Raw genomic sequence first — 12,675 nt, 5'->3', positions numbered from 1 at the left:
CGGCGCGAGGCCGACGGAGTCGGGGCGGCGTTCACCACAGCTCCACCACCAGTCGCGGCGACTTCGCGCGCGACACACAGGCGGCGATCTGGTCCCCGGCCGCCTTCTCCTTGGCGGACAGGCAGTGGTCGCGGTGGTCGGGTTCGCCCTCGACCACGCGCAGGACACACGTGCCGCAGATGCCCTCGCGGCAGGAGGTCTCCAGCGGTATGCCGTTGTCCTCCAGCACCTCCGCGATACTCTTCCCGGCCGGCACGGCGTAGATCTCACCCGTGTCCAGCTCGACCTCGAAGCCGTCGTCAGGCCCGGCATGCGGCTCGGCGCCCGCCTGGAACAGCTCCGAGTGGATGTGTTCTTCCGGCACGCTGCGGGCCGCGAGGGCGGTGACGTGCTCCATGAAACCCTGAGGGCCACAGGTGTAGACGTGCGCGTCGGCCGGCAGACCGGCCAGTTCCGCGGCGAGTGCCTCACCTGTCGTCTGCCGGCCGAGCCCGAAGTGGAACATGGTCCGGTCGGCGAACGCCGACTGCCCGAGCAGTGAGGCGAAGGCTGCCTCGGCCCGGCTCCGGGCCACATAGTGCAGCTTGAACTCAGCCCGCTCGCCCTGCAGTTCGTACGCCATCGCCAGCAACGGGGTGATGCCGACGCCCGCCGCCACCAGGTGGTGCTCGACCGCTTCCCGGGCGATGCCGAACAGCTGCCGGGGCGCGCCGACGGTGAGCTCCGTGCCCGGATGGGCCTTGTCGTGCAGGGCCTGGGAACCGCCGCGTGAGTTCGCCTCACGTCGGACGGCGATGGTGTAGGCGCCGGTGTCGTGCGGCGGGCCGCACAACGAGTAGGGCCGCGTGATTCCGGTGGGCCCGGTGACGTCGATGTGCGCGCCGGCCGCGTAGGGAGCGAGGGCGGCGCCGTCGGTGCGGGCGAGCCGGAGGATCTTGATGGTGTCGGTTTCGTCGACGGTGTCGGTGACGGTGACAGGGAACATCCGTCTGCCTTCGGGTCGGGTGGGGAGCTGACGGCTCTGTCAGCGCATGTACAGGCCGCCGTTGGCGTCCCAGCAGGCTCCGGTGACCGCGTCGGCGTGCTCGGCGGCGAGCAGCACGGCCATGTCGGCGATGAACCTGGGGCGCCCCAACCGCCGTACGGGAATGGACTGTTCGATCGCGGCGAGTTGGTCGGGCGGAACCATGTCGCGGACCACCGGCAGGTCCTGCGGTCCGGGTGAGACGGCGTTCACCGTCACCCCGTGCGGGCCGAGTTCGCGGGCGAACACCTTCGTCAGGGTGGCCACTCCCCCCTTCGCCGCCGCGTAGTGCGCGCCGGTCGCCGTCCCGCCGTTCTGGCCGGCGAGCGAGGCGATGTTGACGATGCGCCCGTAGCCGCGCTCGGCGAAGTAGGCGCCGAAGACCTGGCAGCCGTAGAAGGTGCCGTTGAGGTTGGTCGACACGACCGCGTCGAAGCTCTCGGGACTGATCTCCATGAGCGCCTCGGCCTTGGAGTGTCCAGCGTTGTTCACCAGGACGTGTACCGCGCCCCAGCGTTCCACGAGTTGGTCGCAGACCTGGACGAAGGCGTCTTTGTCGCGTACGTCCAGCGGGAGCCCGACGGCGTACCGGCCCTCCGGATCGAGCTCCGCCGCCGCCTTCACGGCGGCCTCCTCGTCCAGGTCGGTCAGCGCGACGCGGTAGCCCCGGTCGTACAGCCGGCCCGCGATACAGGCGCCCAGGCCGCGCGCCGCTCCCGTCACCAGTGCGACGCGCCGGACGTCCTCCCCGTGCGCGCTCACAGCAGGAACCCCGATGCCGTGACGGTGTCCTCGGAATTGACCAGCCGTACGATCTTCCGGGAGATCCGAGGGCCGCCTGGGCCGAACACGATGCGGTGGGTGACATCCGCCGCCAGGACGAAGGTCTCCTCGCGCTTGTAACCGACCAGGACCTGAGCCGAGCACACCTCGATCGCGTCCTGCTCGCGTCCGGTCACCACGAACCGGGAGACCGAGCGGACCGTGCGGGCCGCTGCCGCCGCCGAGATCGAGAGGCCACCGGTGAGACGCTCGACGCGCATCCGGCGCATCCGGTCGTCGTCGTAGACGAGGTTGAGGCGGGAGGCGAAGTCGGTCGTCTCGCGGTCGATCGGGACGACGTACTCGCCGCCCTCGGCCCACAGCGCGTCCCAGTCCTCGTAGCACCGGGCGTCCAGCAGATGCGCCTCGTACCAGATCAGCGAGACGGCGGCGACGGCGCGCGGGTCGTCGAGCGACAGTCCGATGTCCGCGAGGGCCGTGCTGAGGCTGTCAGTTGCCATCGGTCATCATCCTCTTCCACATCGCGTACGCCTCGCGCATCCCCGTCTCGTCGGTCGCGTGGGAGGTCGGCTGTCCGAGGTCGTTCGGCTTCTCCCGGCCAAGGCCCCGGTTGACCAGGATCGGCATGTCCGTGCCGCCGGTGACACCGCGCTGTACGCGGTTCCAGGCCTCGGCGTCGTCGGGGCTGCCGAAGCCGAACGGGCCCTGGAAGTGCTCGTGGATGCGGAGTCGTTCGCGGTTGACGATCTCGGGACCGCCCTCCAATCCGAGGGCCACGTGCCGGATCTCCGTCTCGGCGACCGAGAGGGGCCGCAGGACGCGGAAGAAGGCCATCGACATGGCGACGTTCGGAAACAGGTTCAAGTTGAACCCGGCACCGTGCAGCGAGCGCACGATCCGCCGCACCCGCTCCGGCGGCAGGTCCTTCGACAGTTCCTCGACGATGTGGCTGAAGCGGTCCTGAAGCTTCTCGGTGCCGTCATCGACGTCCAGGTCCACGTGCTCGGCGACGGAGACGGACACACTGTGGCCGTTGCCGAGGGCATGGGTGACCGCGGTCTCGTCGGTCATGATCGACAGCATGCTCGCGGTCTCGGCGTCCACCGAGGACATCCAGGAGCGGTGCACGATCGGGAAGTGGTACCAGTCGGTGGTGTTCTCCAGTTGGATCTTCCAGTTGCCGTTGAACCGGAACCTGTGCTCGCCCTGCACCTTGATCGGATAGCCGGCGCCCTGCTTCATGAAACGGTCGATCCACAGCCGGGCCCCGCCGAGGAAGTCCTCCAGCGGCTCGATGTCGTCGTTAAAGCTGGCGAAGATCATGCCCGCGTACGAGGCGACCTTGAGGCGTTGCAGCGGCAGGTCCTTCTTCTCGACGACGTCCTCGTAGCCCTCGGGGTACGGGATGCCGCGCAGGGTGCCGTCCAGGGCGTACGACCATGCGTGGTAGGGGCAGGTGAAGCCGTTGCCGTTGCCCTTGGGGACGTCGCAGACGCTGGCGCCACGGTGGCGGCAGCGGTTGAGCAGAACGTTGATACCGCCGCGACGGTCCCGGCTGACGATGACGGGGCGGCGGCCCACCCAGGCCGTCCTGAAGTCACCGGGCTTGGCGATCTCGCTCTCGTGGGCGACCCACACCCAGGTGCTGTGGAAGATCCGGTCCATCTCCCGCTCGAAGAGGTCCGGGTCGGTGTAGAGGGTGCCGGCAACTCGGTCGGACTCGACCAGGGAGGACACGTCGGGAGTCATCGGGCGGCCTCCGGTTCGGGAAGCGGGCGGCCGAGGCGCGCCTCGATCTTCATGTAGCGCCACAGGCCGTGCTCGCCGACCTGGACGGTGCGAAAAAGGTTGCAAGCGGCGGCAACGGTCGGCTGGTCGACGACGTCGGCGAGGACGTAACAGGTCCACGGCCAGGAGGCGGAGGGGCCGACCATGTGCTGGTCATCGTCTATGGTGCCCAGGACGCTCACACCGGGCAGCTCGTGCAACTGGGTGAGCATGGTGGTGAAACCGTCCCAGACCGTCTTGCCCTGCCCCGTGGGCAGATCGAAGAAGTTCTGGTTGACGCCGATGCAGAAGAGCACCCTCAGTGGCGCGTCGGACATGGATTCCTGCCTTTCAGAGGTAGCCGGGGAAGGGCTGCACGCCCATCAGGGCCGCGCCCGCGCCGTCGTACATGCCCTCCTGCAGGAAGGCGTGCTGGGGGACGACCGAGGCGTCGCGCAGGTAGCGCTGCATGGGGCTGCCGTCGGTGATGGCGGGGATGCCGGCGAGTTGGTAGGCGGCCCGCACGACTTCGAAGGAGGTCTTGGCGAGGTGTGCGGAGGCCAGCCGTAGCAAGCTCGCCTGTTCGACGGTGGCGGGGTCGCCTGCCTCGACGGTCGCCCAGACTTCTTCGGTGGTCTCGTAGAAGAAGGCCCGTACGGAACGGAGTTGGGCCTCGGCCTGGCCGACCGCGATGCGGTAGGTGGCACGCTCGGCGGGTTTCGGGGCGCCGGTGTAGCCGGAACGGCCGCCCTGGGCTATCACGTGGTCGAGGGCCGCGCGCGCCACGCCGAGACCGACGACCGCCAGCACCTGCGCGGCGTAGGGAACCGTCGGATAGCGGTAGAGCGGCTCGTCGACGGTGGGCCGGCCGCCGCGGACGAACGTCCACTCCTCGGGAACGACGGCCCCCTCGACCTCCAAGTCATGACTGCCGGTGCCGCGCAGGCCGATGACGTCCCAGTTCTCCGCGATCTGGACCTGGTCGGGCCGCAGCACGGCGGTCAGCGGGCGGCCGGCCTTGTCCTGGCCGGCCTTGATGCCCACGCCGAGGACGTCCGCGCCCTTGCAGCCGCTGGCGAACTTCCACCGGCCCGACACGCGGTAGCCGCCCTCGACGCGTTCGGCCGGCTGCACCGGGAACAGGCCGCCCGCGAAGGCCACATCGGGACCGTCGGCATACAGCTCGGCCTGGGTCTCCAGCGGCAGCGCGGCCAGATAGATCGCGGACGAGCCGAAGCTGGCGACCCAGCCGGCCGATCCGTCGACGGTCGCCATCCGCTCGACGAGACGGAGGAAGTCGGCGGGCGGAGCCGCGTCACCACCGAACTTCTTCGGCGTGCCCGCCCGGTAGATTCCCGCCCTCTTGAATTCCGCGATCACATCCCGCGGTATGTGTCGCTGCTCCTCGAATTCGGCCCGCCGTTCTGCGACGACGGCCAGAACCCTTTCCAGTGTCTGGGTCATAAGAAAACGCTATGCGCCGCGACTCGCCCTGCACCATCGGGAATTGGATCCACTCTCTAGGGGAATTCCCCTACATCCCTTTCCGCCGGAGGAGATCCTTCCGTACGACTCCCGCCTGCACGACGAGAACGATGTGCTCCGGCCGGCCGAGGACACCGATGTCGTGCAGGGGATCCCCGTCCACGACCACGAAGTCGGCTGTCTTCCCGGTTTCCAGGGAGCCCAGTCGGTCGTCGACGTCCAGGAGGCGGGCGGCGTTCGACGTGCCCGCCGTGATCGCGTCGAGGGGGTCCATGCCCAGTTCCACCAGGAAGGCGAGCTCGGCGAGATTGCGGCCGTGCGGGACGACACCGGCGTCCGTGCCCAGGGCAATGGGAACTCCACGGCTGATCGCATGCGCGATGTTCTCCTTGGTCACCCCGGACCAGCGGCTCTTCTTGCGGAAATGATGATCGGGCATGGCTGCCGGGTCGAGCGGGGCGAAAACGGTGGCCAGGGTGGGGACGAGGAACGCGCCGCGTTCCAGTGCCAGATCGCACAGCTCGTCCGTCAGTCCGTAACCGTGCTCGATGCTCGTGACACCGGCCCGCAGGGCGCTGTGGATACCGGCCGTGCCCTGGGCGTGGGCGGCGACGCGCTTCCCGCGGTGGCGTGCCGCCTCGTCGACGACGGCCTTCAACTCCTGGTACGTCAGGTCCTCGTCTTCGGGGTCGTCGTACGGACTGCCCATGCCGCCGGTGGCGCAGACCTTGACGACGTCCGCTCCCTCGCGCAGCACGCGCCGGGCCGCCAGCCGGACATCGTCGGCCGTGTCGGCGACCTCGGTGAGGTGGGGGGCGGCGTTCGTCCCGTCAGGCAGTGTGCAGTCGGCGTGCCCGCCGGTGTGTCCGATCACCCTGATCGCCACCTGGAGCCGGGGTCCCTCGATCAGGTCGCGTTCGAGCGCGGTGCGGTAGCCGGACGGCACGCCCCCGAGGTCGCGCACGCTCGTGACGCCCGCGTACAGAGTGGCCCGCAGCCGCTCCGCGATCTCGAACGTCTCCACCGTCCGGTCGGCGGTCAGGCCCGCGACCAAGGGACGTCCGGGGGTCATGCACAGGTGCGTGTGGCAGTCGAAGAAGCCCGGCAGCAGGGTGCGTCCCCCCAGGTCCACCGTGGTCGCCGAGGGTGTCTCGGGCGCGGTGGCGGCGGGGCCCGCGTACGTGATCAGTCCGTCGTCGTCGACGACGAGTGCCGCGTCCGGGACGGGGGCGGCGCCGGTTCCGTCGATGAGGGAGGCGTGCTGGTATCGAGTGGCCATGAAGGGTCCGTTCGTGTTCCGGCCGCCGGCAGCCTGAAGCGGAAGACCGCTCCGCGCGGCCTGTTGGCGCCGGCGGTGAGGCGACCGCCGTGGCGGGTGATGATGCGGTGGCTCAGGGCCAGGCCGATGCCGCTGCCGTTCTCCTTGGACGTGAAGACGCCGTCGAAGATCCGCTCGTCGGGTGGCAGGCCCTGGCCCCAGTCGCGGACGGAGACTTCGGCGGCCCCGCCGTCGACCGCGCGGGTGGCGATGTGCACCCGGCGCTCAGGTTGCGGCCATCGGGCCATCTCCTCAACGGCGTTGAAGGCGAGATTCATGACGACCTGGCCGATGAGGACGGTCTCGCAGCGCACCGGCAGCGGTTCGTCGGTGAGGTCGAACTCGACGGCCACCGCGTGTTCCTGGGCGCGCAGCTCGATGAAGTAGGCGCAGTCGCGCACCACCGTGTTGAGGTCGGCGAGCCGCTCCGACTGCTCCAGCCGGCCCACGTACTGCCGCAGGCTGGCCAGGATCCGCCGCGCGCGTTCGATCTGGCGGACGGCGTTGTCCAGGCCCCAGGCGACGGACTCGTCGACGGAGCCGGTGCCGGTGCCGTCGGTATCGGTGCCGTTGCCTGTACCGGTGCCGAGCCGGCCGCGCGCTCCCTCGACGAAGTTGTACGCGGCGGCGAGCGGCTGGCTCACCTCGTGGGCGATCGCCATCGCCATGTCGCCCATCGCGTTGTACCGGGCGAGATGGTCGACGTGCTGGGTGTCGCGACGGTGCTCCTCCTCGGCACGGACCCGGTCGGTGATGTCGTAGAAGAGCAGCATCCGGCCGCGCAGATCGCTCTCGATCTCGATGTGCTGGCATGTCGCGGCGTACCAGCGGGGCGCGGCGCCGGGTGCGGCGAAGCGGTGGCGGCCCTCGGACGCCGGTACGGGCCCGTCGGGGCAGTAGTCCGCGAAGTCCGCTCCCGGGAGGTCCTCACCGAGCAGCCGTACGGCCGATTCGCTGGCGAAGAGGACATGGTTCGCGTCGTCGAGGACGACTATGCCCTCGGCGAGGGAGCCCAGGAAGGTGCGCAGCCTGCTCTCGGTGCGGGACAGGTCGCGCCGCACCGCCTTCTCCTCGGCGATGTCACGGAACTGCACCATGACCACGGCCCGTCCCGGCAGGTCGACCCGGATCGCGATCGCCTCGGTCAGGATCTCCTCGCCGCGCTTGGACCGGTAGCACCACTCGGTGGCGCTGACGCCGTCCTCGACCGCGCGCCGGAGCCAGCGGTGGCCCAGTTCACGGCTGTACTGGCGGGCGTTCTTGCTCATGTCCGGTGCCTTGAGCGGCCTGAGCTCGTCGACGGGCCGGCCGAGCAGCTCGCACGCGGCCCGGTTCGCCCAGAGGATGTCGTAGGTGCGGGCGTCGTGCAGCAGGACGCAGTACTTCAGGGACTGCATCAGCGCCCCGAAGTCGGCGGGGCCGATGGCGACGGGGTTCACGGCGGTGCCTCCCGTCCTGTGACCGGCAGGCCCAGCCGAACTGTTTCGCCGACAAGCGTGGCGATGCTGTCGGTGCCGGTCTTCTCCCGGATACGGGCCCGGTGGACGTCCACGGTCTTGGCGCTGATGCCGAGCCGTGACGCGATCTGCTTGTTCGCGATGCCCTCGGCGGACAGCGCGAGCACCTCCCGTTCGCGGGCTGTGAGTCCGTCCAGCCGGGCGCGTAGCGCGCGCTGCCCGGCGGCCCGCTCGAAGCGCTCCCGGGCGGTCCGCCGGGCGGCCTGCACGACGTCGAGCAGGTGCTGGGGGTCGTACGGCTTCTCCAGGAAGTCGACGGCGCCGCGCTGCAGGGCGCGCACCGACATCCGGATGTCACCGTGCGCGGACACGAAGACGACGGGCAGCGGCGCGCCCGCGTCGTTGAGGATCCGTTGCACGTCGAAACCGCTGAGTTCGGGCATGCGGACGTCGAGGATCAGGCAGGCGGGCCGGTCCCGGTCGTAGGAGCGCAGAAAGGTTGCCGTGTCCCCGAAGCGCTCGGAGCGGATACCGACGGACTCCAGGAGCCAGGCGAGCGATTCGCTCAGCTCCTCGTCGTCGTCGAGGATGTACACGAGACACATCTCAGTCGTCCCAGGACGCCTGTGCGGTCCAGTATTCGCTGCCGTCGGCACTGATTCCGTGCTGCCAGTCGCTGGTGCGGCGCAGGGTGGGCTCGACACGGGCGGTCGCGGCGTCGGCGCCCTCGGGGCCGTCCTTCTCGACCTGCCAGTGGACCCAGTTGACCTCCCGGTCCGCCGCGTCGTGCACGAACAGGTCGACGTGGTGCCATCCGTAGTCATGGGTATCGGCGTAGCAGGTCAGGAGCATGGTGCGGTCGTTCATCGCTCCCCCAACAGCGGTGCGGTGAAGAGTCGTTCGGTGCGGAAAGCGGAGATACGGGGCTGGTCCGGGTCGAGCCGGAAGGTCACGTCGAGCCGGGCGACCATGACTTCGGTGTCCCCCGACTCGTACCGCGAGAGCTGCTGCATCGGCCAACTGCCTCGCGCCGTCCCGTTCTCCGCGTCGACGTCGACGGTGCCGGGGAACAGCAGGTGCACGTTCGAACGGAAGTGGGGGCTGGGCGGCAGGTAGGCCGCCAGCATCACGACGATCGCCTCCCGGCCCTCGGTGCGGCCGAACTTGTCGGCGTACGCGCTGCCGCCGCCCTCCCAGACCGCGTCCTCGGTGAAGAGGTCCCCCAGCTCTCCGTGCACGCCGGCGGGTACGTCGCAGAGGGCGAGGTAGCGGGTGAGGGTGTCGACCACGCGGGTGTCGGCCACGTCGGTCATGAGGCGGCCGCCTTCAGCCGTTCCGCACGCCGCTCGGCCTGCCGCTCGGGGTCGGGCACCGGCGCGGCGAGCAACAGCCGCTTCGTATAGGGGTGTTCGGGCCGCTCCGTGACCTGAGCCGCGCCTCCGGTCTCCACGATGTCACCGCGGTAGAGCACCGCCACGCGGTGGCTGATGTGCCGGACGACGGACAGGTCGTGGGTGACGAAGAGATACGCCACGCCGGTCGCTTCCTGGATCTCGATGAACAGGTCGAGCACCCGGGCCTGGGTCGTAAGGTCCAGGGCGCTGACAGGTTCGTCGCAGACGATCAGCCGGGGGTCTCGGCACAGGGCACGCGCGATGGCGATGCGCTGGCGCTGGCCGCCGGAGAACTCCCGGGGCAGTCGGCGGGCCGCGTCCTGCGGAAGGTGGACGTGGTCGAGCAGTTTCTGCACCCGGGCTTCGGCGTCGGCGCGGGCGACGCCGGTGACAAGCAGCGGCTCGGTGAGGATGTCCATCACCGTCATGGCGGGGTTCAGGGAGGTGAACGGGTCCTGGAAGACGACCTGGATGTCCTTGCTGAGCGCGCGCCGCTCCCGCTTGCCAAGCCGGGAGACCGTCCGCCCCGCGTACTGGATCTCACCACCGGTGACCGGTGCGAGACCGAGTACGGCCCGGCCCAGTGTCGTCTTGCCCGAGCCGGACTCGCCGACCAGGCCGAGCGTCTCACCGGGCGCGATGGACAGGGAGACGCCATGCAGGACACGGAACGGCTTCTTGCGGCGCCCCTTTCCCGGATACTCCACGACGACGTCGTCGAGTTCGAGGAGCGGGGAGTCCGAGGAGGCCTCGGAGGTCTGTGCGGTCATGACGTCACCTCCTTGAAGGGCCGGCCGGGAACGCGCAGTTCGCCGCGTGCGGGCCCGCCTTCGAGCGTCGAGTCGAGGAGCACGCGCGTGTAGTCGTGCTCGGGGGATGCGAAGATCTGCCGGGCCGGAGCGGTCTCCACGATGCGGCCCTGCCGCATCACCGCGACCCTGTCGCAGATGTCGGCCACCACACCGAAGTCGTGGGTGACGAGGATCATCCCCATGTCGCGCTCCTGTTGGAGCGAGCGCATCAGGTCCAGCACCTCCGCCTGGACCGTCACGTCGAGCGCGGTCGTCGGCTCGTCGGCGATCAGCAACTGCGGATCGCAGGACACGGCGCCCGCGATCAGGACGCGCTGGGCCATGCCGCCGGAGATCTGGTGCGGGTACGACCTGAACACGCGCTCCGGATCCGGGATGCCGACCCGCGCGAGGAGTTCGAGCGCCTTGGTGCGCGCCTCGGCCCGGGACAGCGCCAGGTGTTTGCGCATCGGCTCCACGAGCTGGGCGCCGATACGGAAGCAGGGGTCGAGGTTGGACATCGGCTCCTGGGGGATGTAGCCGATGCCGCGCCCGCGCAGGGCGTTAAGGGCGGCGAGGTCGAGACTCAGCAACTCCTTGCCGTCGAACGCCAGTTGGTCGGCCGTCACCTCGGCCTCGTTGGGCAGCAGTCCGAGGACGGAGAACGCGGTCTGGCTCTTGCCGGAACCGGACTCCCCCACCAGGCCGAGGACTTCGCCGCGTGTCACGGTGAGGCTCACTCCGTCGACGACGGTCTTCTCGCCGTAGGCGACGCGCAGCCCCTCCACAGTCAGGAGCCGGTCCGGGAAGGTCCCGGGAGCCGGTGCGGTGCGCACGACCGGCTTCCGCCGCTTGACGACCCGAGGTGCGGCCGTGCCCAGCGTGTCCCGCACCGCGTTGCCCAGCAGGCTGGACGCCAGGATGGTCACGCTCATCGCGATGCCCGGCCACGCCAACAGCACGGGTGCGGTGTAGACATTGGTGAAGGCATCGCCCAGCATCGCGCCCCAGCTGGCCTGGGACGCCTTGCCCAGGCCCAGGAAGGCGAGGCCTGCCTGGATGCCGATCGCCAGGGCGAACACCTGGGTCGCCTGGACAACGGACGGCGCGCTCACCACGGGCAGGATGTGCCGGCGCATGATGCGCGCGTCGCCGAGCCCGGAGACCCGGGCTGCGTCGACGTACAGCTCCTCGCGGACGGCGAGGACCGAGGCGCGGATGAGGCGGAAGACCATCGGTGCCATGATCACGCCGAGGACGATCATCGCGACGTTGAGGTCCTGTGAGACGGCCGCCATCACCACCAACATCACGATGATCGCGGGCACGGCCATGATGACGTTGACGAGCCAGCCGGCCAACGCGTCGAACCAGCCCCGGTAGAAGCCGCTGACCAGGCCGAGCGGTGCGCCGACCGCGAAGGCGACAAGGACGGCGAGGGTGCCGCCGAGGAGGCTGGTGCGGCCGCCGTACAGCAGCCGGGCCAGGACGTCCCGGCCCACGCCGTCGCCTCCGAGGGGGTGGGAGCCCGACATGGGAGCCAGCGTGTCAGTCAGAGTGCTGCGATCGGGGGCCTGGTCGGTGAGCAGGGGTGCCGCAAGACTCACGACGACGACCAGGGCCAGGACGGCCAGACAGACGACGGCCAGCGGATCACGCAGCATCCGGCGCAGCAGGCCGTCCCGTTGGGACGACGCGGTGGTCATGAGACACGCACCTTCGGGTTGAGCCAGCCGTAGGCGACGTCCAGCAGCAGATTGACGGCGACGACGATGACGACGACCACCACGACCGTGCCGAGCAGCACGGGCGCGTCGCCGCGTACGGCGGCCGAGTTGGCGAGGGTGCCGATGCCGGGCAGGCCGAACACCTTCTCCACGACGACCGCGCCGCCGATCAGACCGATGAACTGCAGGGCGAGCACGGTCAGGGCAGGCGGCGCCGCGTTGCGCAGGGCGTGCCGGAACACGACACTGCGCGTGGTCAGGCCCCGGCTGCGCAGGGTGCGGACGAAGTCGGCGCGCAGGACGTCGATCAGGGCGCCGCGCACCTGCATGGCGGTGGCCGCGGTCGCGCCGACCGCGAGGGACAGGGCGGGCAGGGTGATCGAGCGCAGCCAGCCGGTCCCGGAGGTCCCGAGGGGGACATAGCCGGTGGCGGGCAGCCAGCCGAGGCGGACGGCCAGGGTGACCGCGAGGACCAGGGCGAGCAGGAAGCTGGGTACCGCTGTGCCCAGCACGGCGGCGAACTGCACCACGCGGTCCACCCAGCCGCCGCGCAGCGCCGCCGCGGCGCCCAGCACCACGCTGAACACCGCCGCGAGGAGCATGCCGGCCACCACCACGGACAGGGTGACCGGGACCGTGTCCGTCACGGACTGGTTCACCGAGTCGCCGGTGAACCACGAGCTGCCCAGGTTTCCCTGCGCGGCCTGTTCGATCCAGCGCCAGTAGCGCTCCATCAAGGGCTGGTCCAGGCCCAGTTCGTGGCTCTTGGCGGCCACCGCGGACCGCGAAGCCGTCTCGCCCAGGACGTTGCGGGCCACATCGGTGCCCGTGAGACTGAGCAGCAGGAATGTCGCGGTGGCCACGACGACCACCAGGACGGCGCCGGCGGCGATGCGCCGGAACAGGAAGACAAGCACGGTCGGTTCCTC

The 12,675-nt window shown here is 70.0% G+C and carries 14 protein-coding genes; all 14 read right to left on the bottom strand.

What is annotated here, in order from left to right:
* Positions 1 to 31 precede the first annotated feature (31 nt).
* On the bottom strand, positions 32 to 985 hold the full coding sequence (locus tag OG828_RS47020; protein ID WP_328504628.1) for a PDR/VanB family oxidoreductase: 954 nt from the start codon (positions 983 to 985) through the stop codon (positions 32 to 34).
* 39 nt (positions 986 to 1,024) lie between these two features.
* Positions 1,025 to 1,786, bottom strand: coding sequence for an SDR family NAD(P)-dependent oxidoreductase (locus OG828_RS47015; RefSeq protein ID WP_328504627.1), 762 nt, complete (start codon positions 1,784 to 1,786; stop codon positions 1,025 to 1,027).
* Complete coding sequence (locus OG828_RS47010; RefSeq protein WP_328504626.1) at positions 1,783 to 2,307, bottom strand: aromatic-ring-hydroxylating dioxygenase subunit beta; 525 nt, start codon at positions 2,305 to 2,307, stop codon at positions 1,783 to 1,785. Before OG828_RS47010 ends, OG828_RS47015 begins: the two co-directional genes overlap by 4 nt.
* Positions 2,297 to 3,556, bottom strand: coding sequence for an aromatic ring-hydroxylating oxygenase subunit alpha (locus OG828_RS47005; RefSeq protein WP_328504625.1), 1,260 nt, complete (start codon positions 3,554 to 3,556; stop codon positions 2,297 to 2,299). Before OG828_RS47005 ends, OG828_RS47010 begins: the two co-directional genes overlap by 11 nt.
* Positions 3,553 to 3,912 carry a hypothetical protein gene (locus OG828_RS47000; protein ID WP_328504624.1) on the bottom strand — a complete coding sequence of 120 codons (360 nt, stop codon included), beginning with the start codon at positions 3,910 to 3,912 and terminating at the stop codon, positions 3,553 to 3,555. The genes OG828_RS47005 and OG828_RS47000 overlap by 4 nt, the downstream gene beginning before the upstream one ends.
* Positions 3,913 to 3,925: 13 nt before the next feature.
* The gene (locus tag OG828_RS46995; RefSeq protein WP_328504623.1) at positions 3,926 to 5,038 is read right to left on the bottom strand and encodes an acyl-CoA dehydrogenase family protein; all 1,113 of its coding nucleotides are present in this window, start codon (positions 5,036 to 5,038) and stop codon (positions 3,926 to 3,928) included.
* Positions 5,039 to 5,108: 70 nt separating this feature from the next.
* Positions 5,109 to 6,338, bottom strand: coding sequence for a metal-dependent hydrolase family protein (locus OG828_RS46990; protein WP_328504622.1), 1,230 nt, complete (start codon positions 6,336 to 6,338; stop codon positions 5,109 to 5,111).
* Positions 6,245 to 7,816, bottom strand: coding sequence for an ATP-binding protein (locus tag OG828_RS46985; protein ID WP_328504621.1), 1,572 nt, complete (start codon positions 7,814 to 7,816; stop codon positions 6,245 to 6,247). Before OG828_RS46985 ends, OG828_RS46990 begins: the two co-directional genes overlap by 94 nt.
* Positions 7,813 to 8,439, bottom strand: coding sequence for a response regulator transcription factor (locus OG828_RS46980; protein ID WP_328504620.1), 627 nt, complete (start codon positions 8,437 to 8,439; stop codon positions 7,813 to 7,815). The genes OG828_RS46985 and OG828_RS46980 overlap by 4 nt, the downstream gene beginning before the upstream one ends.
* 1 nt (position 8,440) lies before the next feature.
* Positions 8,441 to 8,701 (bottom strand): hypothetical protein, encoded by a 261-nt coding sequence (locus tag OG828_RS46975; RefSeq protein ID WP_328504619.1) that lies wholly within the window; start codon positions 8,699 to 8,701, stop codon positions 8,441 to 8,443.
* Positions 8,698 to 9,147, bottom strand: a complete 450-nt coding sequence (locus tag OG828_RS46970) for a nuclear transport factor 2 family protein (protein ID WP_328504618.1) — start codon at positions 9,145 to 9,147, stop codon at positions 8,698 to 8,700. Before OG828_RS46970 ends, OG828_RS46975 begins: the two co-directional genes overlap by 4 nt.
* The gene (locus OG828_RS46965; protein ID WP_328504617.1) at positions 9,144 to 9,998 is read right to left on the bottom strand and encodes an ATP-binding cassette domain-containing protein; all 855 of its coding nucleotides are present in this window, start codon (positions 9,996 to 9,998) and stop codon (positions 9,144 to 9,146) included. Before OG828_RS46965 ends, OG828_RS46970 begins: the two co-directional genes overlap by 4 nt.
* Entirely contained in the window at positions 9,995 to 11,725 is a 1,731-nt protein-coding gene (locus OG828_RS46960; protein WP_328504616.1) for a dipeptide/oligopeptide/nickel ABC transporter permease/ATP-binding protein, read from the bottom strand. The genes OG828_RS46965 and OG828_RS46960 overlap by 4 nt, the downstream gene beginning before the upstream one ends.
* Positions 11,722 to 12,663 (bottom strand): ABC transporter permease, encoded by a 942-nt coding sequence (locus tag OG828_RS46955; protein WP_328504615.1) that lies wholly within the window; start codon positions 12,661 to 12,663, stop codon positions 11,722 to 11,724. The genes OG828_RS46960 and OG828_RS46955 overlap by 4 nt, the downstream gene beginning before the upstream one ends.
* Positions 12,664 to 12,675: the final 12 nt, after the last annotated feature.

Origin of the sequence: Streptomyces sp. NBC_00457, assembly GCF_036014015.1 — a bacterium.
Classification (GTDB): Bacteria; Actinomycetota; Actinomycetes; order Streptomycetales; family Streptomycetaceae; genus Streptomyces.
The sequence above is the reverse complement of the archived record's forward strand: the minus strand, read 5'-3'. Positions and strand labels throughout refer to the sequence as shown.

Excerpts from the sequence above, each read along its gene's own strand:
- OG828_RS47020 (WP_328504628.1), bottom strand. The coding sequence starts at position 985 with ATGTTCCCTGTCACCGTCACCGACACCGTCGACGAAACCGACACCATC.
- OG828_RS47010 (WP_328504626.1), bottom strand. The coding sequence starts at position 2,307 with ATGGCAACTGACAGCCTCAGCACGGCCCTCGCGGACATCGGACTGTCG.
- OG828_RS47005 (WP_328504625.1), bottom strand. The coding sequence starts at position 3,556 with ATGACTCCCGACGTGTCCTCCCTGGTCGAGTCCGACCGAGTTGCCGGC.
- OG828_RS47000 (WP_328504624.1), bottom strand. The coding sequence starts at position 3,912 with ATGTCCGACGCGCCACTGAGGGTGCTCTTCTGCATCGGCGTCAACCAG.
- OG828_RS46995 (WP_328504623.1), bottom strand. The coding sequence starts at position 5,038 with ATGACCCAGACACTGGAAAGGGTTCTGGCCGTCGTCGCAGAACGGCGG.
- OG828_RS46990 (WP_328504622.1), bottom strand. The coding sequence starts at position 6,338 with ATGGCCACTCGATACCAGCACGCCTCCCTCATCGACGGAACCGGCGCC.
- OG828_RS46980 (WP_328504620.1), bottom strand. The coding sequence starts at position 8,439 with ATGTGTCTCGTGTACATCCTCGACGACGACGAGGAGCTGAGCGAATCG.
- OG828_RS46975 (WP_328504619.1), bottom strand. The coding sequence starts at position 8,701 with ATGAACGACCGCACCATGCTCCTGACCTGCTACGCCGATACCCATGAC.
- OG828_RS46970 (WP_328504618.1), bottom strand. The coding sequence starts at position 9,147 with ATGACCGACGTGGCCGACACCCGCGTGGTCGACACCCTCACCCGCTAC.
- OG828_RS46965 (WP_328504617.1), bottom strand. The coding sequence starts at position 9,998 with ATGACCGCACAGACCTCCGAGGCCTCCTCGGACTCCCCGCTCCTCGAA.
- OG828_RS46960 (WP_328504616.1), bottom strand. The coding sequence starts at position 11,725 with ATGACCACCGCGTCGTCCCAACGGGACGGCCTGCTGCGCCGGATGCTG.